Origin of the sequence: Pseudomonas sp. NFACC05-1 (assembly GCF_900100135.1) — a bacterium.
GTDB lineage: Bacteria > Pseudomonadota > Gammaproteobacteria > Pseudomonadales > Pseudomonadaceae > Aquipseudomonas > Aquipseudomonas fluorescens_Q.
The window spans coordinates 192,209-214,038 of record NZ_FMTR01000005.1 but is presented as its reverse complement, the minus strand read 5'-3'; the positions used below and the strand labels follow the sequence as shown (position 1 = coordinate 214,038).

The following is a 21,830-nucleotide window of genomic DNA, read 5'->3' as shown; positions in this document are numbered from 1 at the left end:
GCCTACGCCAGCAAGGCCAGGTATTGCTTGACCAACCCGGTGGACAGCAGCGCCCAGCCATCCAGGGCGACAAACAGCACCAGCTTGATCGGCACGGAAATGATCACCGGGCTCATCATCATCATGCCCAGCGCCAGCAGGATGCTGGAGATCACCAGGTCGACAATCACGAAGGGCAGGTACAGGTAGAAGCCGATCTTGAAGGCACTCTTGATTTCACTCAGGGCGTAGGCCGGCAACAGCGAAAACAGCGAAGGCGCCAGTTCTTCATCGACAGGCCAATCGGCGTCGGTTTCATCCTGGACCGCCTGGGCCCGCTCGAAGAACAGCGCCAGCTCCGGGTCGGTGTATTTGCGCAGGTAATCCTTGTAGCTGCCCAGGCCGTTCTCGGCGAAATTCACCACCGATTCGATATCGGTAAAGGCCACCGCCTCGGTCTTGTAGTAGTCATGGCCCTGCTTCACGACCGGCGTCATGACGAACACCGCGAGCATCAGGGCAATCGCATTGAGCGCCATGTTCGACGGCACTTGCTGCAAGCCCAAGGCGTTGCGCACGATGACGAAGACAATCGAGAACTTGAGGTAGCAAGTGCCCGCCGCCACCAGGAACGGCAGCAACGAAGCGAACGCCAGCAGCGCGATCAGCGAAACGTCATTCATCGTCACCGTCCCGATAGACCTTCAGCAATTCGACGCCCAACTGTCCGTCCAACTGCACCAACTCGCCCAGGGCCACGGGCTTGCCGTTGGCGCGCACTTCGATGTGCCGGGCCGCGTCGTCAGCCAGCGGGATCAGTTGCCCGGCGATGATCTGCGACAGCGCGGCCAGGTCGAGATCATGGGTGGCGAGCAGGAATTCCAGGCGCACCGGGAGCGATCCCAGGTCGATTTCCACGGCAGGTTCTGACGGGCTTTCTGAACTGGCCTCGGCCATGGTCGGTTGCATGTGTAAACCCTCTTCGGTAAAGGTGAAAACGCCAAGGCATTGGCCCGCCACAAAGCAGCGTTGCATGGGCTGGGCGATGCGCAGCACGTCGCCCTCCCCCAGCCGTATTCGACTGGCAAGGCTCAGGTGACTGACGCCGAGGATCAGTTCCAGGCGCATTGGCAACGTCTTCAGCCATGAGTCGGCGGTTACGGGGCCGCGCTGGGCATTCCTGGGCGGCAATTGGGTCAACCACACGCGCCCTCCGGGGGTGTCGAGCCACGGCACTTCGCCCGTCGGCAAGCGCGCCGGGGCCACGGATTCGATGTCCGACAGATGGCTGTAACGCAACTCGTCCACCTCCAGTGACAAGGGCCGTGGCACCGCCCGGAACAACTCGACGATACGGGGCAACGGGCACGGCTGCGTCAGCAGCGCTTGCAAGGTCGGGAGCGAATGGTGCAACCAGTCACGGGCCCTGATCAGCCCGCGCCAGGGCCCGCCATCACCCTGTGCGCAGAAGCTCAAATAGTCGGAACGCTTGGGCACCTTGGCCAGATCCGCGTCCCGACCGCCGCGCCGCCAGCGTTGAATCGCCTGGGCGTGGGCATGCACCAAAGGCTCGACCCGACGCAGCTGCAATGCGCTCATGCCGCAGGCTCAGCCTGTTCGTCCGGATCCTCGTCCGGCCCCTGCTGCGAACCCTGGCGCGGCTGCTCGCCGCCGCTGTCGGTCAGCCGCCAGGCAGGCTCCCGGGCCAGGGCGAAAGGTTCCTTGAGTTGCTCGAACACCAGGGCATTGCTGGGGCTGAGCGTCAGGGGTCGAGTGGGCTCTTCAGACCCGCGGCTGATCGTCACTTGTCCGCTGGCCCCCGCTCGGTTGAAGGGGACTTGCAGGAACCCTCGATCCGCACCCGGCAACGTCTCGATCACGACATCGAGCGCGGGTGGCGGCGTCGATGCAGGGACGGATGCCGTGGCAACCGTCGGTGCGTGACGCGTGCCTTGGAGGCTCAACGGCGCCTGGGGCAGCGGTTCATCGCCAAGGGCCAGCGACTGCTCACTGGCAGCGGTGAACGGCTCATGCCGTGGCGGCTCGATCGATGCCGAGTAGGTCGGCAGCGTTGATTGATCCCCCGCTGGCTCCAAGCGTTGAGACAACGGAGGGCGTGCCATCTGGCTGAGCGGTGGGCCGGCGTGTGGAAAAGTCATTGCGACCTGGGCACGGGGTGGCGCGCGAACGGCTTCAACCTCCACCGCTTCGCGGGCACCCGAGCGCTCCCCATCACGCTCAACCTCCGCGCCGCCCTGAACAATACTCATCGAACGCCAGGCCAGCGCACGGCCATTGTCCATCGGCTCGCGATGAGGCCGAACCAGCGCAACCATCAGGTCCAGCACGCCCTGTGGCAGCTCATCTTCCTGCACCGGGATAAGCAGGTCTTGCAGCTCATCCATCGGGCCCTCGTCGACGGGGTCCAGGACCTGGACCGGCCGAGCGGGAACCACTGAGAGCTCTTTCATCGCCGTCCCTCCATCATTTCTTCCAGCTCCCGCTCTTCCCGGCGCACCGCTTCAAGCCGTTGAACCCGTAACAGTTGCTGGACGGAACGCTCGTACTTGTCGTGTTTGCGCAGCAGCCCACGCAACCGCTCGCGCTGCACCTGCAACTGCTGCTCGACCTGTCGGCACTGCTGATCCACGCGGTCACGCTCGACCCGCAGCAGATCGATCCGCCGACGGATCACCGCCTGGGTACGCAACAGCGCCAACAGCTGCCCGTGATCCAGCACGCAGTCATTGGCGCGATGGCTGGCCAACAGGTCTTGCAGCGCGGCTTCCTGCGCCTCGAAGCCGTCGCGCTCCGTCAGCAGCGGCTGCAATTGGCGCTGGACGTGCAGCAGCGCCTGCTCGCCGCGTTGCCGCCGGAACTCGCTGAAGGCCAACAAGCGTCGCTGCTCAGGCAAGGATTTCATGCAGGCTCCGTAAGGTTTCGTCCGGCTCGCAACACTCGCCCGTCGGCTGGCGCAGCCATCGGTCAAGGGCATCACGCCGGTGCATCGCGTGGTCATTGGCCGCGTCCGCGCCCGGGCTGTACTCGCCCATGTCGAGAAAGACCTGCAACTGTTCAAGACGGGCCAGGGTTTCCCGGGTCGACGCGGCCAGTTGCTGCACCTGCGGCGTGGTGACTTGGGTCGCCACCCGGCTGACGCTGCGCAGGACATCGATGGCCGGGTAGTGCCCCTTGGCCGCCAGGGCACGGCTGAGGTAGACATGGCCATCGAGGATGGAACGAATCTCCTCGGCGATCGGATCCGGCTCGTCGTCGCTTTCCAACAGCACCGTGTACCAGGCGGTGATGCTGCCGGTCGCGGTTACCCCTGGTCGCTCCAGCAAGCGCGGCAAGGCATCGAACACCGAGGCCGGATAGCCGCGCCGCGCCGGGGCTTCACCGGCCGCCAAGGCCAGGTCGCGACGGGCGCGGGCGTAGCGGGTCAACGAGTCCAGCAACAACACCACGCGCCGCCCCTGGTCGCGAAAATACTCGGCGATGGTGGTGGCTTGCAGCGCCGAGTTGCAGCGATCCACCGAGGAAAAATCCGAAGTGGCGAATACCACCACGCAACGAGAATGCTTGGGCGACTGGCGCAGGTGCGCGATGAACTCAGTCACCTCCCGCCCACGTTCGCCAATCAGGCCGATCACGAAGACCTCTGCGTCGGTGTGCTCGATCAGCATGTTGATCAAGGTGGTCTTGCCGGAACCGGCGGCGGCAAAAATGCCGATGCGCTGACCGACACCACAGGTCAGTAAGCCATCGATGACGCGGATGCCGGTGCGCAGCGATTCCGCCACCGGGCGTCGCTGCTGGTAGGACGGCGGGTCGGCATCCACCGGACAATCCCGTTGCGCCACCGCCGTCGAAGGCGCCAGGCGCTCGACGATCGTGCCCTGGGGATCGACCACACTGCCGAGCAAGGCGTCACTGCAGGTCAGTTGCAAGGTCGAGCCGGTGGGCACGATCATCGACTCCCGGGACAAGCCTTTGCCATCACCCAGCAGGCTGAGCAACACGGCACCGGGCTTGAAGCCGATCACCTGCGCCCTGGCCGCGACCTCGGGCGAGCGCCAGTGCCGACGCACTTCGCAGACTTCGCCGACCACCACCCCGGGCAGCGCCGCTTCTATCAGTGGTCCGCTCAAGCGCAAGGGGTGGGCCGCCTGTCGCTCCAGGCGGAGGCTATTTCCAACCGCCATGTGCAGTGTCCTCACAGGGTTTTGATGACATTGACGGACACGCTCTCGGAGATTTCGCCGAACGACATGACGTCCAGCTCCCGGAAACGTCCCTCGATGAGTTTCTTGATGTAGCGCCGCACATCGACCGAACACAGCAACACCATGTCCTTGTGGGCGATGTGCACGCTGTCCAGGCCGACACTGAGGCGGTCCATCAGTTCTTCCGATTCGGCCGGTTCCAGGTTGAGGAAACTGCCGCCGGAGGTTTGCCGGATGCCACGGCGCACCACTTCTTCGAACTCTGGCGACAACAGCAGCACGCGCAGGTCGTTGCCCTGGGCAAACTTGTTGCTGATGTAGCGGGCCATGGCGCCGCGCACGTGTTCGACCAGCGCCAGCACGTCCTTTTCCCGGGAGGCCCAATGGGCAAGGGATTCGAGGATCAGCTTCATGTTGCGCACAGAGATGCGCTCGCCGATCAGGCGCTGCAGCACTTCGGCGATTTTCTGCACGGTGACGTGGCGATAGACTTCCTTGAGCAGGTCGGGGCAGCGGGTTTCCATTTCGTCGAGCAACTGCTTGGTTTCCTGCACGCCGAAGAACTCCTGGATGTTGCGCGCCAGCAGCGTGACCAGGCAGCGATAGCATTCTTCATCGGCGGGCCGTAGGTGATAGCCCAACTGCTGCACCCGCTCGCGGTCGGCGGCGCTGACCCAGACACCGCCCAGGCGATTGCTGTCGTTGCCGCGCACCAAGGCAAAGCCCAGGGGGTCCAGCTCCGGCGAGTAATCCAGCAGGCGCCAGTGATCGAAATGAATGTCGAACTGCTCGGCCCGCACTTCGTTGATCAACACCGCCACTTGATGCGCCGGCAGCGCCTCGCTGGCCCGCAGCCGTGGCTCGGGGATGCGCAAGCCGTAGTCGACGAAAAACTGGCTGCGAAAGCGCGCCGCCCAACGCTGCTTTTCCAGCGCTTCGAGTTGCGTCTTGGGCACCAGCAGCATCAAGGCAATGGTTTCTGTCGCGAGGTTGTCGACGTCATCGAGCAGCCCTGACTCGCTCGGCAGCGTGTTTTGCTCGGCGGCTTCGGCGCGGCTTTCGCCCGGACTAGCCTGTCGCGACGATTTGCGCTGGCGCACAAACACCACCAGGCCCAGCACGCCGGCAATCGACAGGAACGTCAGCAACGGGAAACCCGGCAACAGCCCCACACCCACCGCCAGCAAGGCGGTAACACCAAGGACGAACGGGTTGCCGAGCATCTGGGTGAGCATGTTGCGCCCCAGGTTGCTGTCGTCGCCGTTGACGCGGGTGACGATGAAGCCGGCACCGATGGCGATCAGCAGCGCCGGGATCTGGGCCACCAGGCCATCGCCGATGGTCAACAGGGTGTAGGTCGACAGCGCGGTGGACAGGTCCATGCCCAGCTGGCCGACGCCGATGGCCATGCCGCCGATAAAGTTGACGAAGATAATGATGATCCCGGCGATGGCATCGCCCTTGATGAATTTCATCGCCCCGTCAAAAGACCCGTACAGCTGGCTTTCGCGCTCCAGCACGCTGCGTTTTTCCCGGGCCTGGGCCGCGTCGATGGCGCCGGCCTTGAGGTCACCGTCGATGCTCATTTGCTTGCCCGGCATCCCGTCCAGGGAGAAGCGCGCGGCGACTTCCGCCACCCGCTCCGAGCCTTTGGTGATCACGATGAACTGGACGATGGTGACGATGGAAAAAATCACGAAGCCCACCACCAGGCTTTCGCCGATCACAAAGTCACCGAACGAGGCGATGATCTCGCCGGCATCGGCTTGGCTGAGGATCAGCCGGCTGGTGCTGATCGACAGCGCCAGGCGAAACAAGGTCGTCAGCAGCAGCAACGCCGGGAACGTCGAATAGCTGAGGATGCGCTCGATGTAGAACGAGCCCATGAACACCAACAGGGAGATGACGATGTTCAGGCCGATGAGAAAATCCACCAGCACCGTGGGCAAGGGGATGATCAGCATGGCGATGATCATCACCATCAAGGTCAGGATCAGCAGTTCCGGGCGAGCGCCGACGTTGCGCAAGAACCCATTGAGCAGGGTCATGGGCAACCGCCCGAGCGGCGCTGATCGATGCATTCATGGGCATAGGCGACGTCCGCCAAGCGGGTGAACTGGGTGGCCAGGCGCTGTGGCGCCTCCTCATCGGCAAACAGGGGCAAGGGCAACCGCAGGCTGAGCCGGCGCAGGGTCTGCAAGAGTATCGATCGCTCACGGTGGGCACTGAGCAGCACTTGTTCGCCCAACGCACCGAGCAATAACTGGTCGAGATCATCGGGGTAGGTCAACACGCCGAAGAGGAACACCAACCAGTTGGACTCCTCGGGGTTGTGTCGGCAGATGACGGCATCGCCAAGCACTGCGCCGATAAACAGCTCATCGGCCGAACGCAGGCGCTTGAGGTCGGTCACCTTTGCTAGCAATTGGCCGAACTCGGCGCGCGAACAACTGGGGTCCTGGGCGCTGATGTCGGTGAGCACCGCCGCTTCGATGAAGGCCAGCACCCCGCTGCGTTGCGCCGCGCCATACAGGGCGATCCAGTCCTGGTAACAACTGAGCGGGCCTTCGTCGGACTCGAGGAAATCCCGGTAAGTCTCGCGCAACAGGCCGGCTCGCACCGCCAGGCTCTTGCCGAACATCCGGGCCTTGAGCGCCGCGTTGATCCCGGCGTTCAAGCGCTTGGGGGAGGCTTGGGCAACCACCGTCTGCAACAGCGTTTCGAGGCGCTGCCGGGTCAGCGTCTCCAGGTTCTTGCGGCGCAACAACGCCCGTAGCACCAGGGCCAGGTCGCTGTCGTCGGGAAACAGGCTTCGCGCCATTTGCAGTAACCAGGCGACGGGTTTGTCCGCCAACCGCGCCAGACTCAGCACCTGCCGCGCCTTGGGCACTGTGTCGTCTTCCAGCACGCGCTCGAAGGTGTCGGTCATGGCCTCGGATTTGAGCTCGAACAACCGGCGGCCACGGAACTGGGTCAATGCCGCCGAGAGTTCGTCGCTGATCTGTACGAGGCGCTGCGCCACCGCAGCCGTTGCGCTGTCCTCCGGCGCCTCGGCATCGACTGGCGGCTGTGGATGTTCGGCGGCTTTCTCGGCATTCAGCCGCGCCTGGGCGGCCCGGCCACCGAGGGAAACCGGGGGCAGCATCATTTCTCTGACATCCGGAAGTACATCCGACGCACCCGTTCGTGCTGCTGCGGGGTCAGTAACTGCCCGCCCGGCTCGCTCGTGGCCGGTTCAAAAGCCTCGCGAATCTCCTTGGGCTGGATCAGGAACACACGCACCGTGTTGGCCGAGCGCCCCTGACGATAGCTGAATAACCGACCGATCCAGGGAATCGCCCCCAACACCGGGACGCGCCCGATCTGCTCGCCGTGGTCATCGCGGGTGAAACCGCCCACCAACAGACTCTTGCCTTGGGGTACTCGCGCTACGGTACTGATGCGGGTGCGACCGACCGTCGGCAACGCGCCCTGGCGCTCACCCTGGCCCGGACTCTCGACTTCGTTGCCGTCCTCGATATTGAGCGACATCTCGATCTCGTCCGCGTGGGCGAAACGCGGCAGTACATTCACCAACGTGCCATAGGTCACATGCTGCAGATCGACACTGCGCTCCCCGACCAAGGGGGCATAGAAGGTGCGGTTGTTGTCGAAGATCGCCGGCACGTTCTCTTGGGTCAGGATCACCGGGCGCGAGACGACATTGGCCCGCTGGGTCCGCTCCAGGGCCATGACCTGGGTGACGAACGAGGCGCCATCGAGGGTGGTCGCCGAGCCGGCGTTGAGCGATGCGCTGAAGGTGGCCCCGGACTTCACCGCGCCTTGCCAGTTGATGCCCAGTTGGTTGAGCTCATCCTTGTGCAGGTCGATGATCCACAACGACAACTCGACGTGGCGTTTCGGCGTGTCCAGGGCATTGACCAGGTTCTCGATGAAGCGCACCTGCTCCGGCAGCCCCTTGACCAACAGGCTGTTGGTGTCCGGGTAGGCCACCACCCGAATGTTGCCGGCGGCCACCTCCCGCGCAATGATTCGCGGGGCCGTCGGGTCTTGGTTCGAGGGGGTGTCCGCCAGGCCCTCCAGGGGAAACAGCGGCATCGCGCCCCGCACCCCCGACGCGGTGCCTTGCGCCACCGACGGCTCGACCTCGTGCTTTTCGCCGCGCAACAGGGCCTCGATCACAGTGGCCAGCCCTGGAATGGTCACCTTGTCGTCGCGCAGCTCATAGTTGCGGTCACTGACAAAGGTGTTTCGCACTTGGATCACACCGATCTGCTGCTTGCCCAGCAGCAGCTCCGAGCGCTGGTTGTCCATCAAGCCGGCGGCTTGCACCACCAGGTCGACATAGATCGGCGGGCCCGAGACATGGAATGTCCGCAGACCGTCGTGACGCAACGGATACCGGACATCGTGCAGCCCCGAACGCCCCAGGAAGGCCTGGAGCTTGGCGACGGTCAGGGTCTGCAGCGACATCATCGCGCTTTTGATTTCCGAGGCGTCATACAGATAAATCGCCTGGCCATCGCTGTACCAGATCAGCCCCATCTGCGCGCTGACACGCTCGAAAGTCCGTTGCGGGGTGCGCAGATCGAACGTACCGCCGATCCGTTTGGCCGCCGCGGCCTTGCTGACAATGACCGGCTTGCCCAACGACCCGGACAACTCGCTGAAAAAAGTCCGCGCGCTCTGCTCTCGGGCTTCGAAGGTGTAGACATCGGCCCGGGCGGCCAATGCTGGGAGCAGCATGGCGGTACTCAGGCACAGCCATGAAAGGGTCAGGGAAAATCGTCGCTGGCTCATCGACTCACTTGCCTGGCAGGTAGGTGATATCCGCCAGGCTGCTGGGGGCGAAGCCCACCAGTTCGCGGACTTCCTTGGAAAAGTGTGAAGAGGAGGCAAAGCCGAACTCCAGCGCCACGTCGGTCAACGAGCCGTCCTGAAGACTCATGTTCAGCAGCGCCTGGGCCGTGCGCCAGCCGCGCAGCACCGGTTTGGCCGCGCTCCCCAATGCCTGTTGGCACAGCCGCCGAAAATGCGAAACCGACACGCCGTAGCGCTGGGCCAGCGTGTTAAGTTTTTCGCTGTGCGTGCCTTGTTCCAATAAAAACCGTACGAGCCCGTAGCTCTCGTGATGCCGCAACAGGTTGGCAGCCGCGTGATAGGCCGCGGTGCCGCCCAGCGCCTGGCCGATGAACCAGCGTTCGAATCGTTCCTGGGAGCGGACGACTTCCTCGGTCACCGGCAACAGGGCCCACGGTCCAACTGCCCCCCGTTGCCCGACCTCGACGAAGGCATTGCTCATGTCGAAAAAAGCCTGCAACTTCACCAGCGGCGCCGCAGTCACAGGCTGGACCTGCAACGGGCCACCACTCCAGCGCAGCGAATCACCCGCCACCACCACCCCTTCCCAACCGACCGGCAGGCGATGACTGACGCCAAACCTCGCGGCGCTCAGTTGAACCGGGCTTTGCGCGACACGCAGGTGCAGCACCCGTTCGCGCTGTTCAGGCAATGCCGTGGAGCGAGATGATTTGTCCTGCACACCGGTCTCCTTTGCTACGTAGCCTTGGAAGGGCCGACAGGATGAAAGACCCGGCGTCTTGAATCTTGATGGAAAGGTGATGGGGCACGCACTGGCATATGCCTTGCACCCTTTTCGTTCATCGGCGCCCATGCCAATGGCGGAATGAGTGCCACACTGATTTAAAGGACAACGGCGTCGTCATCCGGCCCTGCCCTGGCAGCGCTGGGTACGGCGCTTTTTTTACGTGGAAGGTGATGCGCGATGAATGAAGTTCCAGCCAATCCCCTGGCCTGGGTCAACGGTAGCGATGCCCCGGAAAAGAGCGCAGTCAACCTGGGTTTCATGGCCTTGAGTGACTGTGCCCCGGTGGTCGTGGCCGCCACCCAGGGCTTCGCCCAACCCTACGGCCTGACCCTGAACCTCAAGCGCCAGACGTCCTGGGCCAACCTGCGGGACAAGCTGGTCAGTGGTGAAATCGATGCCGCCCACAGCCTGTACGGCCTGATCTACGCCGTGCACCTGGGGATCGGCGGCGTCGCGCCGACCGACATGGCCGTGCTGATGGGCCTGAACCAGAACGGCCAGAGCATCAACCTGTCCCATGGCTTGCAGGCCCAGGGCGTGACCAGTCCTGAGGCACTGGAACGGCACGTGCACCAAACTCGCCCGAAACTGACCTTCGCCCAGACCTTCCCCACCGGCACCCATGCCATGTGGCTGTATTACTGGCTTGCGGCCCAGGGCATCCATCCGTTGTCGGATGTCGACAGCGTGGTGGTGCCGCCGCCGCAAATGATCGCGCACCTGCAAGCCGGACGTATCGACGGTTTTTGCGTCGGTGAACCCTGGTGCGCCAGCGCGGTGAAGCAGAACCTGGGTTTTACCCTGGCGACCACCCAGACCATCTGGCCCGATCACCCGGAAAAAGTCCTGGGCTGCACCCGCGCATTCGTCGAGCAGTACCCCAATACCGCCCGGGCCCTGGTGATGGCGATCCTCGAAGCCAGCCGCTTCATCGAACAAAGCAGCGAAAACCGTCGCAGCACCGCACAACTGTTGAGCGCGCCCGAATACCTCGACGCACCACTGGACTGCATCGAGCCGCGCTTGCTGGGGATCTACGCCGATGGCCTGGGCAACAGTTGGCAGGATCCCCATGCCATGCGCTTTCATGGCAATGGCGAGGTGAACCTGCCGTACCTGTCCGACGGCATGTGGTTCATGACCCAGTTCCGCCGCTGGGGCCTGTTGCGCGAAGACCCGGATTACCTGGCCGTGGCCCAGGACGTCCAGCAGCTCAAGCTGTACCGTGAAGCCGCTGGCGCACTGGGCATCGTGTCCCCGCGCCAGGACATGCGCAGCAGCCAGTTGATCGATGGCACCACCTGGGACGGTTCGGACCCGGCCAAGTATGCCCGCAGCTTCAAACTGCACGCCTTGAGCGATGCGGCTCCCCTTTTCGCCAGCCGCTGACAGGAGCCTCGACCATGCTGCGTATCCTGCTGATCAACGACACCGCGAAAAAAGTCGGCCGCCTCAAAGCCGCCCTGATTGAAGCCGGATTCGAAGTCATCGATGAATCCGGATTGACCATCGACCTGCCGGCGCGCGTCGAAACGGTGCGTCCGGACGTGATTTTGATCGATACCGAGTCACCCGGACGCGATGTCATGGAGCAAGTGGTGCTGGTCAGCCGCGACCAACCACGACCGATCGTCATGTTTACCGACGAGCACGACCCCGACGTGATGCGCCAGGCGATCAAGTCGGGGGTGAGCGCCTACATCGTCGAAGGCATCCACGCCGCACGCCTGCAACCGATCCTCGACGTGGCCATGGCCCGCTTCGAAAGCGACCAGGCCCTGCGCGCCCAGCTCCTGGCCCGCGACCAGCAACTGGCCGAGCGCAAGCGCATCGAACTGGCCAAGGGCATGCTGATGAAGATGAAAGAATGCAACGAAGAACAGGCCTACACCCTGATGCGCCGCCAGGCCATGAGCCGCCAGCAGAAGCTGATCCAGGTGGCGGAGCAGATCATTGCCATGAATGAGCTGCTGGGCTGAAAGCCTTGTAGCGCCTGCCTTACCGCCCTACTGATGATCGTTCCCACGCTCTGCGTTGGAATGCATCCTGTGACGTTCTGCGTCACCTTGTGAAGCGGAACGCGGAGCGTCCCTGGCGCGGCATTCCCGCGCAGAGCGTAGGAATGATCGTGACAGACTTGGCACAGATCTCGCTTAAGCAAACCCACAGGTAACCAACGGCGGTTGCCCCACCTACGACAAAGACGTCGCACACCCTCCTTGCCTCTCTGGCGATCCGGGTTGCGGCGTTTTTTTGTTTTGGCCCCTCGGGGCCGGTGGTGCGACCACAGGCGGCGCACTGCTCAAAGCACTGACTCATTTCTCGAGACTTTTACAGCTGAGGTGCGCGATGAATTCAAGCTTCTGGAAATCCGGCCATACCCCGACACTGTTCGCGGCCTTCCTCTACTTCGACCTGAGCTTCATGGTCTGGTACCTGCTCGGTCCACTGGCGGTACAGATCTCTGCCGACCTGCACCTGACCACCCAGCAACGCGGCCTGATGGTCGCGACGCCGATCCTGGCTGGCGCCGTACTGCGGTTGTTCATGGGCCTGCTGGCCGATCGGATTTCGCCGAAGACTGCTGGCATGGTGGGCCAGGTGATTGTGATCGGTGCGCTGTTCTGCGCCTGGAAACTGGGCATCCACAGCTACGAGCAAGCGTTGTTGCTAGGCCTGTTTCTGGGCGTGGCCGGCGCTTCGTTCGCCGTGGCCCTGCCGCTGGCGTCCCAGTGGTATCCGCCACAGCACCAGGGCAAGGCCATGGGTATTGCCGGTGCCGGTAACTCGGGCACCGTGCTCGCGGCGTTGATCGCCCCGGTGATGGCGGTGGCATTCGGCTGGAGCAACGTGTTCGGCTTCGCGCTGATCCCGCTGGTGCTGACCCTGGTGCTCTTTGCCTGGCTGGCCAAGAACGCTCCCGAGCGGCCGAAAGCCAAATCCATGGCCGACTACCTCAAGGCCCTGGGCGACCGCGACAGCTGGTGGTTCATGTTCTTCTACAGCGTGACCTTCGGCGGCTTCATCGGCCTGGCCAGCGCCCTGCCCGGCTACTTCAACGACCAATATGGCCTGAGCCCGGTCACCGCTGGCTACTACACCGCCGCCTGCGTCTTCGGTGGCAGCCTGATGCGTCCATTGGGCGGCGCCCTGGCGGACCGTTTCGGCGGCATCCGCACCTTGCTGGGCATGTACACCGTCGCGGCCGTCTGCATCGCCGCAGTGGGTTTCAACCTGCCGAGCTCCTACGCCGCCCTGGCTCTGTTCGTCTGCACCATGCTCGGTTTGGGTGCGGGCAACGGCGCGGTGTTCCAACTGGTGCCACAACGCTTCCGTCGCGAGATCGGCGTGATGACCGGGCTGATCGGCATGGCCGGCGGCATCGGCGGCTTCGCCCTCGCGGCGGGCATGGGCGCGATCAAGCAGAGCACCGGCAGCTATCAACTGGCACTGTGGTTGTTTGCCAGCCTCGGTGTCCTGGCCTGGTTCGGCCTGCACGGCGTCAAGCGCCGTTGGAGGACCACTTGGGGTTCGGCCGCCGTCACTGCGGCTCGGGTATAAATAGCCTCCATGAGCCTGCAACTGAGTTTCGCCGAAGCCAGTGCCATCGGCCCGCGGGAGGAAAACCAGGACGCCCTGCGCCTGGTCACCCCCGCCCCGGCCCTGGCCGCCAGCAAGGGATACCTGTTCGCCATCGCCGACGGCGTGAGCCAATGCGCCGATGGCGGGCTGGCCGCCCGTTCGACCTTGCAGGCCCTGGCCCTGGATTACTACTCCACGCCACAGACCTGGGGCGTGGCCCAGGCATTGGACCGGTTGCTGTTGGCGCAGAATCGCTGGCTGCAAGCCAACGGTGGCGGACAGCCGCTGCTCACCACCGTCAGCGCCCTGGTCCTGCGGGGTCGGCGCTTCACCTTGGCCCACGTCGGCGATTGCCGGGTCTACCGCTGGCACGCCGATCATCTGCAACGGGTCAGCGAAGACCACGTCTGGGAACAACAGGGCATGCAGCATGTGCTCAAGCGTGCCCTGGGCCTGGACCAACACCTGATCCTCGACTTTCTTGACGGCGAACTGCGCATCGACGAAACCTTCGTATTGCTCAGTGATGGCGTCTGGGCGGTGCTGGGCGACACGGCCATTGCCGGCATTCTTCGGGATCAACCGGACCTGGACGTCGCCGCCCAGACCCTGGTCAACGCCGCGCACCTGGCCGGCAGCCAGGACAACGCCAGTGCCTTGCTGGTGCGGGTCGACGCGGTGGGCGAAGCGAGCATCGGCGATGCGCTGATCCAGTTGCAGCAATGGCCCCTGCCGCCTGCGCTGAAACCGGGCCAGGTGTTCGAGGGCTGGCAGATCGAAAGCCTGCTCGGCCACAGCCAGCAATCGTTGCTCTACCGGGTACACGATGGTCAGGGCCAACCTTGGCTGCTGAAAACCCTGCCCGCGCAACTACGGGACGATAGCCGCGCGGGGCAGGCGTTGCTCTCGGAGGAGTGGTTTCTCAAGCGCGTCGCCGGGCGGCAGTTTCCCGAGGTCCATGGCGTTCCCCAGCGTCAGCATTTGTACTACGTGATGCGTGAATATCCGGGCGCGACCCTGGCCGAGCTGTTCAACCAGGGCGGGCCACTGCCTCTGGCCCAGTGGCTGGACCTGGCGCAGCGGCTGGTACGGGCAGTAGGCCTGTTACATCGAAGGCAGATCTACCACCGCGACATCAAGCCGGAAAACCTGCACCTGGGGGATGACGGGGAATTGCGTTTGCTGGATTTCGGCCTGGCGTACTGCCCGGGCCTGTCCGAGGACCAGGCCAACGTCTTGCCCGGCACCCCCAGCTACATCGCCCCGGAAGCCTTCGGCGGCGCCGCACCGACGGCGCAACAGGACTTGTACTCGGTCGGCGTGACCTTGTACTTCCTGCTGACCGGGCATTATCCCTACGGCGAAATCGAAGCGTTCCAACGCCCGCGCTTTGGCGTACCGGTCAGTGCCAGTCGCTATCGGCCGGACCTGGCCGAATGGCTCGGGCAAAGCCTGGAACGCGCTGTCGCCGCAGACCCGGAGCAACGCTTTGAAACCGCCGAAGAGTGGTTGTTGCTGCTGGAGCAGGGTGAACGCCGCAGCTTGAACGTAAGGCCCCGGCCACTGTTGGAGCGCGAGCCGCTGAAGGTCTGGCGGACCTTGGCGCTGGTGTCCCTGGTGGTGAACATTGTCCTGCTGTTTTTGGTGTTTCACGGCTCATGATTATTGTGGCGAGGGGATTTATCCCCGCTGGGCTGCGCAAGCAGCCCTAAAGCAATGATCTCAATCTTCCTGGCACACCGCGTTGCCTGGCTTGGGGCCACTTGCGCAGCCCAACGGGGATAAATCCCCTCGCCACAGGGCCTAGTTCACTACGCTCCATTACCGGGCAACACGCTTTGATTCGGTGCAATAAATCCCTCCCCAATCCGCTCAACCAACCCGCAGCTCAATAAATCCGCACCTTAAAGCCACTTGGCACAACCACTGCATAACCTCTCTCACCATACATAAAGCAACGCCTCCAACGATGAAGGCGGTGCTTCCCGAGAGAACGGGACCAGGACAAAGGCGTCCTCGCTAGCTTGCTAGCGGGACGCCTTTTTTTGTTTTCGTAAAAATTGCCGAGCCAGTCCGATCACCGTGATAAAGCGGACCTGAGCTTGCGGAGAACCCTGATGAAAAAACTCAAACTGGTAATGATCGGCAACGGCATGGCCGGGGTTCGAACCCTCGAGGAACTGCTCAAGCTGAGCAACGAGCTGTACGACATCACAGTGTTCGGCGCCGAGCCCCACACCAACTACAACCGCATCCTGCTCTCGCCGGTGCTGGCCGGTGAGCAGACGTTCGAGGAGATCGTGCTCAACGACCTGAGCTGGTACCTGGACAACAACATCAAGCTGCTGCTCAACCGCAAGGTGGTGGAGATCGATCGGGTCAAGCGCCGGGTTATCGCCGAAGACGGCAGCGAAGCCGAATACGACCGCCTGCTGATCGCCACCGGCTCCACGCCCTTCATCCTGCCGATTCCCGGCAACACCCTGGAAGGCGTGATCGGCTACCGCGACATCGCCGACACCCAGGCGATGATCGACACCGCCAAGACTCACAAGCACGCCGTGGTCATCGGCGGCGGCCTGCTCGGCCTGGAAGCCGCCAACGGCTTGAAGCTGCGGGGCATGGACGTGACCGTGGTGCACCTGGGCGAATGGCTGCTGGAACGGCAACTGGACAAGACCAGCGGCCAACTGCTGCAGACCGCCCTGGAAAACCGGGGCTTGAAATTCCGCCTCAGCGAGCAGACCCAGGCCCTGCACGACGCCGGCAATGGCCGGGTCGGCTCGGTGCAGTTCAAGAACGGCGACATCATCCCCGCCGACCTGGTGGTGATGGCCGCCGGCATCCGGCCCAATACCGAATTGGCGGAAAAATCCGGCATCCCCTGCAACCGCGGGATCCTGGTCAACGACACGATGCAAACCTACGACCCGCGCATCTACGCCATCGGTGAATGCGCCAGCCACCGTGGCACCGCTTACGGCCTGGTGGCGCCGTTGTTCGAACAGGCCAAGGTCTGCGCCAACCACCTCGCACAACTGGGCTTCGCCACCTACAAGGGCTCAGTGACCTCGACCAAACTCAAGGTCACCGGTATCGACCTGTTCTCCGCCGGGGACTTCATGGGCGGCGAAGGCACCGAAACCATCACCCTTTCCGACCCGATCGGCGGCGTCTACAAAAAGCTGGTGATCAAGGATGACGTGCTGGTCGGCGCCTGCCTGTACGGCGATACCGCAGATGGCGGCTGGTACTTCCGCCAGATCCGGGAAAACCACGGCATCAGCGAGATCCGCGATCACCTGATGTTTGGCGAGAACGCCTTGGGCGACGTCGGTCACCAAGGCCAGGACAAAGCCATGAGCATGGCCGACAGCGCCGAAGTCTGCGGTTGCAATGGCGTGTGCAAGGGCACCATCGTCAAGGCGATCCAGGAACACGGGTTGTTCAGCGTCGATGACGTGAAGAAACACACCAAGGCCGCCAGCTCCTGCGGCTCCTGCGCCGGCCTGGTGGAACAGATCCTGATCAACACCGTGGGTGGCGCGGCAGACGTCAAGCCCAAGAGCGAAAAAGCCATCTGTGGTTGCAGCGACCTCAACCACGGCCAGATCCGCCAGGCAATCCGCGACCAGCACCTGCTGACCATCGCCGGTGCCATGAGCTACCTGAACTGGCGGACCCCGAACGGCTGCGCCACCTGCCGCCCGGCACTGAACTACTACCTGATCTCCACCTGGCCCGGCGAAGCCCAGGACGACCCGCAGTCGCGCCTGATCAACGAACGCGCCCACGCCAACATCCAGAAAGACGGCACCTACTCGGTCGTGCCGCGGATGTGGGGCGGCGTGACCAATCCTTCGGAACTGCGGCGCATCGCCGACGTGGCCGACAAATACAACGTACCCATGGTCAAGGTCACCGGCGGCCAGCGCATCGACCTGCTGGGCATCAAGAAGCAGGACCTGCCCGGCGTGTGGAAAGACCTGGACATGCCGTCCGGCCACGCCTACGGCAAATCCATCCGTACCGTGAAAACCTGCGTGGGCAGTGAGTTCTGTCGCTTCGGCACGCAAAACTCGACCCAACTGGGTATCGAACTGGAGCACGACCTGTTCAACATGTGGTCGCCCCACAAGGTCAAGCTGGCCGTCTCCGGTTGCCCGCGCAACTGCTCGGAAGCCGGCATCAAGGACGTCGGCATTATCGGTGTCGACTCCGGCTGGGAGATGTACATCGGTGGCAACGGCGGGATCAAGACCGAGGTCGCCGAGTTTTTCGTCAAGCTCAAGACCGCCGAGGAAGTGCGTGAATACAACGGTGCCTTCCTGCAGCTGTACCGCGAAGAAGCCTTCTACCTCGAACGCACCGTGCACTACATGCAGCGGGTCGGCATGGAGCACATCAAGAAAGCCGTGCTTGAGGACCCGGAACGGCGAAAAGCCCTCCATGAACGCCTGAAGTTTTCCCTGTCGCTGGAACAGGACCCTTGGAAACAGCGCCTGGAACAACCCCAGCTGAAAAAAGAGTTCGAGGTCATCCCCGTGAAAAACCTGGAGGTGCCGGCATGAACTGGCTGGATATCTGCGCACTGGAAGAGATCAATATCCTCGGCTCGCGCATCATCAATGGCCCGAAAGGCGATATCGCGATTTTTCGGACCAGCGACGATGAAGTCTTCGCCCTCGATGACCGTTGCCCGCACAAGGGTGGCCCGCTGTCCCAAGGCTTGGTCTATGGCAAACGCGTGGCCTGCCCGCTGCACAATTGGCAGATCGACTTGGAAACCGGCCAGGCCCAGGCTCCGGATGTGGGCTGCGCCCATCATCATTCGGCACGGGTCGAGAACGGTCGGGTGCAGCTGGCATTGCGGGACGCAAGCTGATGAACCGCCAGATCACTGCCTCGACCTGCTGTTATTGCGGGGTCGGTTGCGGCGTCCTGATCGAGCATGACGGCGAGCGCATCCTCGGCGTCAGTGGCGATCCCGCCCATCCGGCCAACTTTGGCAAACTGTGCAGCAAGGGCTCCACCCTGCACCTGACCGGCGACCTCGCCGCTCGCGCCCTCTACCCGGAACTGCGCCTGGGCAAAGGCCTGGCCCGGGCCCGCAGCGACTGGGACAGCGCCCTCGATCACGCCGCCAGCGTCTTCGCCGAGACCATCGCCGAGCACGGCCCGGACAGCGTGGCGTTCTACATCTCCGGCCAATTGCTGACCGAGGACTACTACGCCTTCAACAAGCTCGCCCGGGCATTGGTCGGCACCAATAACATCGACAGCAATTCGCGGCTGTGCATGTCCTCCGCCGTGGTGGGCTACAAGCGCAGCCTCGGCGCCGACGCCCCGCCCTGCAGCTATGAAGACCTGGAGCTGAGCGACTGCGTGATGATCGTCGGCAGTAACATGGCCTACGCCCACCCGATCCTGTTTCGCCGCCTTGAAGAGGCCAAATCCCGCCGGCCACAGATGAAAATCATCGTCATCGACCCCCGGCGCACCGACACCTGCGACCTGGCAGACCTGCACCTGGCGATCCTGCCGGGCACCGATGTCGCCTTGTTCCATGGGATTCTGCACTTGCTGCTGTGGGAAGACTGGATTGACCGCGACTTCATCAAGGCCCACACCGAAGGCCTGGCGGACCTGAAAAACCTGGTGCGCGACTACACCCCGGCGATGGTCGCCCAGTTATGCGGCATCAGCGTCGAACAACTGCATCAGTGCGCCGAATGGGTCGGCACGTCGCCAAGCTTTCTGTCGTTATGGTGCATGGGTTTGAACCAGTCCACCGCCGGCAGCGCCAAGAACAGCGCCCTGATCAACCTGCACCTGGCCACCGGGCAAATCGGTCGGCCGGGTGCGGGACCGTTCTCGCTGACCGGCCAACCCAATGCCATGGGCGGACGGGAAACCGGCAGCCTGTCGAACCTGCTGCCGGGCCATCGCGAAGCCGCCAACCCGGCGCATCGCGCCGACGTCGCCCGTTACTGGGGCGTCGAGCAATTGCCCGCCACCACGGGCTTGAGCGCCATCGAATTGTTCGAGCAGGTTCGCAGCGGCAAGATCAAGGCCTTGTGGATCGCCTGCACCAACCCCGCCCAATCGATGCCGGACCAGACCGCGGTACGTGAAGCCCTGCAAGCCTGCCCGTTCGTGGTCCTGCAGGAGGCGTTCCGGACCACCGAAACCGCCGCATTCGCCGACCTGCTGCTGCCGGCGGCCAGCTGGGGCGAGAAAGAAGGTTCGGTGACCAACTCCGAACGGCGCATTTCCCACGTCCGCCAGGCAATCGGCGCGCCGGGTGAAGCACGGCCGGACTGGGCAATCACGGTGGATTTCGCACAACGCCTGGAGAAACGCCTGCGGCCCGGCCAGCCCAGCCTGTTCGCCTTTGAAACCCCAGCCCAACTGTTCGATGAATACAAGCAACTGACCCGGGGTCGCGACCTGGACTTGTCCGGCATCAGCCATGCGTTGATCGATCAACTCGGTCCGCAGCAATGGCCCTTCCCGGAAGGCGCGACCGTCGGAACGGCGCGCCTGTACGTGGACGGGATTTTTCCCACCGACAGCGGCCGCGCCCGGTTCGTGGCCGACCCGTATCGCGCCGCCAAGGAACTGCGTGACGCCCGCTACCCGCTGACCCTCAACACCGGTCGGCTACGCGACCAATGGCACGGCATGAGCCGCACCGGCACCGCCGCCCAGTTGTTTGGTCATGTGAACGAAGCGGTACTGAGCCTGCATCCCGACGAACTGCAGCGCCATCGCCTGCAAGCGGGCGACCTGGTCAGCCTCAAGAGTCGTCGCGGCAGCGTGATCGTGGCCGTGGACAGCGACGATAGCGTGCGTCCCGGCCAGGCGTTCCTGCCCATGCACTGGGGCGACCGGTTCCTCAAGGGTGGGGTCAATACCCTGACGCAACCCGCCTTCGATCCCTTGTCGAAACAACCGGAACTCAAGCACAGCGGTGTGCGCCTGGAAGCGGTGAACCTGCCTTGGCAGCTTTTCGCCTTGATCGAAGGTGATGTTCAACAGCATCTGGAGGCCCTGCGCCCCCTGTGCGAGGCGTTTTCCTACGTCAGCCTGAGCCTGACTGGCCGTGAGCGTCCCGCATTGCTGATTCGCGCTGCCAGCGCCGTTGCCCCTGAACCGCAACTGCTCCAGGCCATCGACGAACAATTGGGTTTGATTGATGGGCCGGTGCTGGCCTATGACGATCCGCGTCGCTCCATCGGTAAGCGGGTGCGCATCGAAAACGGCCGCATCACCGCTATTCGCCTGGCCGGCGAAACCCTGGCCCGACACTGGTTGCAGAACCTGTGGCTGGAAGGTCGTGCCGATGAACAACTGCGGCGCTGGCTGCTGGCGCCTTTGAGCGCGCCGCCGGGCAATGTCGGCGCAGCAACGGGTGGCAGCAAAACGCTGTGCAACTGCATGAACGTCAGCCAGCGTGCGATCTGCGCAGGTATTGAACGTGGCCTGGACTTGCAGGGGCTCAAACAGGAGCTGGGCTGTGGCACGCAATGCGGCTCCTGCGTACCGGAAATCAAGCGTCTGCTGGTTGCCACTGCGCAACCACTGGCGGCTATCTCGTGAGGAAAACACTATGAACGCAAAAGTCTGGCTGGTGGGTGCAGGTCCTGGTGACCCTGAATTACTGACCCTCAAAGCCGTGCGCGCCCTGCGCGAGGCCGACGTGGTGTTGATCGACGATCTGGTCAACGCAGCGGTGCTGGAACATTGCCCCGATGCGCGCATCATTGCCGTGGGCAAGCGCGGCGGGTGCCGCTCCACACCCCAGGCCTTCATTCATCGATTGATGCTGCGTTATGCCCGCCAGGGCAAATGCGTGGTGCGCCTCAAGGGCGGCGACCCCTGCATCTTCGGCCGCGGTGGTGAAGAGGCGCAGTGGCTGCGCGAGCAGGGTGTCGAAGTGGAGATGATCAATGGCATCACCGCCGGCCTCGCGGGGGCGACCCAATGCGATATTCCACTGACCCTGCGCGGGGTTGCCCGGGGCGTGACGCTGGTGACGGCCCACACCCAGGACGGCAGTAGCCTGAACTGGCAAGCCTTGGCGCAAAGCGGCACGACGCTGGTGGTGTACATGGGTGTGGCGAAACTGAGCGAGATCCGCGAACAGTTGCTGGCCGGTGGCTTGGCGGCAAACACGCCTGTCGCCATGATCGAAAATGCGTCCCTGCCCCATCAACGTGACTGCCGCAGCGACTTGGCCTCGATGGAAGCCGATGCGAACGCCTTTCAACTCAAGAGCCCGGCGATCCTGGTGATTGGCGCGGTGGCAGCGGCCGCTGAACTCGCCGGATCGCAGCCTGCGTGGGTCCAGGCGTCGGCGCTATAACAAACCACACCGAACCTGTGGGAGCGAGCCTGTTCGCGATAGCGGTGGGTCCGCATCATTGATGTTG

General features: G+C 63.6%; 17 protein-coding genes. 8 read left to right on the top strand and 9 right to left on the bottom strand.

All coding sequences use genetic code 11. The features are described 5' to 3' along the window. Positions 1–2: 2 nt before the first annotated feature. From BLO97_RS10905 to BLO97_RS10865, 9 genes are read right to left on the bottom strand one after another with little or no spacing between them, the layout of a single operon-like run. The gene (locus tag BLO97_RS10905) at positions 3–662 is read right to left on the bottom strand and encodes an EscR/YscR/HrcR family type III secretion system export apparatus protein (protein ID WP_092345858.1); all 660 of its coding nucleotides are present in this window, start codon (positions 660–662) and stop codon (positions 3–5) included. Next, positions 655–1,578, bottom strand: coding sequence for a FliM/FliN family flagellar motor switch protein (locus tag BLO97_RS10900; protein WP_092345856.1), 924 nt, complete (start codon positions 1,576–1,578; stop codon positions 655–657). The genes BLO97_RS10905 and BLO97_RS10900 overlap by 8 nt, the downstream gene beginning before the upstream one ends. Continuing rightward, positions 1,575–2,450, bottom strand: a complete 876-nt coding sequence (locus tag BLO97_RS10895; protein ID WP_175489839.1) for a SpaN/EivJ family type III secretion system needle length determinant — start codon at positions 2,448–2,450, stop codon at positions 1,575–1,577. The genes BLO97_RS10900 and BLO97_RS10895 overlap by 4 nt, the downstream gene beginning before the upstream one ends. Then, a complete protein-coding gene (locus tag BLO97_RS10890) occupies positions 2,447–2,902 on the bottom strand; it encodes a type III secretion protein (RefSeq protein WP_092345854.1) in 456 nt (151 codons plus the stop codon). Before BLO97_RS10890 ends, BLO97_RS10895 begins: the two co-directional genes overlap by 4 nt. Then, the gene (gene sctN / locus BLO97_RS10885; protein WP_092223005.1) at positions 2,886–4,184 is read right to left on the bottom strand and encodes a type III secretion system ATPase SctN; all 1,299 of its coding nucleotides are present in this window, start codon (positions 4,182–4,184) and stop codon (positions 2,886–2,888) included. The genes BLO97_RS10890 and sctN overlap by 17 nt, the downstream gene beginning before the upstream one ends. A gap of 11 nt (positions 4,185–4,195) precedes the next feature. Then, the gene (locus BLO97_RS10880) at positions 4,196–6,247 is read right to left on the bottom strand and encodes an EscV/YscV/HrcV family type III secretion system export apparatus protein (RefSeq protein WP_275261138.1); all 2,052 of its coding nucleotides are present in this window, start codon (positions 6,245–6,247) and stop codon (positions 4,196–4,198) included. 2 nt (positions 6,248–6,249) lie between these two features. Continuing rightward, a complete protein-coding gene (sctW, locus tag BLO97_RS10875; RefSeq protein WP_092345852.1) occupies positions 6,250–7,353 on the bottom strand; it encodes a type III secretion system gatekeeper subunit SctW in 1,104 nt (367 codons plus the stop codon). Continuing rightward, positions 7,350–9,005, bottom strand: a complete 1,656-nt coding sequence (gene sctC, locus BLO97_RS10870; RefSeq protein ID WP_092151047.1) for a type III secretion system outer membrane ring subunit SctC — start codon at positions 9,003–9,005, stop codon at positions 7,350–7,352. The genes sctW and sctC overlap by 4 nt, the downstream gene beginning before the upstream one ends. A gap of 4 nt (positions 9,006–9,009) precedes the next feature. Beyond that, entirely contained in the window at positions 9,010–9,747 is a 738-nt protein-coding gene (locus BLO97_RS10865; protein ID WP_092151044.1) for a helix-turn-helix domain-containing protein, read from the bottom strand. Positions 9,748–9,990: 243 nt separating this feature from the next. Here BLO97_RS10865 and BLO97_RS10860 point away from each other — a divergent pair, with 243 nt between their 5' ends. From BLO97_RS10860 to cobA, 8 genes are all read left to right on the top strand, one after another. Next, the gene (locus tag BLO97_RS10860) at positions 9,991–11,202 is read left to right on the top strand and encodes a CmpA/NrtA family ABC transporter substrate-binding protein (RefSeq protein WP_092345850.1); all 1,212 of its coding nucleotides are present in this window, start codon (positions 9,991–9,993) and stop codon (positions 11,200–11,202) included. Between the two features lie 14 nt (positions 11,203–11,216). Further along, the gene (locus BLO97_RS10855; RefSeq protein ID WP_025212689.1) at positions 11,217–11,792 is read left to right on the top strand and encodes an ANTAR domain-containing response regulator; all 576 of its coding nucleotides are present in this window, start codon (positions 11,217–11,219) and stop codon (positions 11,790–11,792) included. 370 nt (positions 11,793–12,162) lie between these two features. Next, positions 12,163–13,374 carry a nitrate/nitrite transporter gene (locus tag BLO97_RS10850; RefSeq protein WP_039589025.1) on the top strand — a complete coding sequence of 404 codons (1,212 nt, stop codon included), beginning with the start codon at positions 12,163–12,165 and terminating at the stop codon, positions 13,372–13,374. A gap of 9 nt (positions 13,375–13,383) precedes the next feature. Continuing rightward, positions 13,384–15,057: a bifunctional protein-serine/threonine kinase/phosphatase gene (locus BLO97_RS10845; RefSeq protein WP_092345848.1), complete on the top strand. Its 1,674-nt coding sequence runs from the start codon at positions 13,384–13,386 to the stop codon at positions 15,055–15,057. A gap of 455 nt (positions 15,058–15,512) precedes the next feature. Then, a complete protein-coding gene (gene nirB / locus BLO97_RS10840) occupies positions 15,513–17,966 on the top strand; it encodes a nitrite reductase large subunit NirB (RefSeq protein WP_092144743.1) in 2,454 nt (817 codons plus the stop codon). Next, positions 17,963–18,280 carry a nitrite reductase small subunit NirD gene (nirD, locus tag BLO97_RS10835; protein ID WP_014337336.1) on the top strand — a complete coding sequence of 106 codons (318 nt, stop codon included), beginning with the start codon at positions 17,963–17,965 and terminating at the stop codon, positions 18,278–18,280. Before nirB ends, nirD begins: the two co-directional genes overlap by 4 nt. After that, the gene (locus BLO97_RS10830; RefSeq protein ID WP_092345846.1) at positions 18,280–20,997 is read left to right on the top strand and encodes a nitrate reductase; all 2,718 of its coding nucleotides are present in this window, start codon (positions 18,280–18,282) and stop codon (positions 20,995–20,997) included. The genes nirD and BLO97_RS10830 overlap by 1 nt, the downstream gene beginning before the upstream one ends. Positions 20,998–21,007: 10 nt before the next feature. After that, positions 21,008–21,763 (top strand): uroporphyrinogen-III C-methyltransferase, encoded by a 756-nt coding sequence (cobA, locus tag BLO97_RS10825; RefSeq protein ID WP_092345844.1) that lies wholly within the window; start codon positions 21,008–21,010, stop codon positions 21,761–21,763. Positions 21,764–21,830 lie beyond the last annotated feature (67 nt).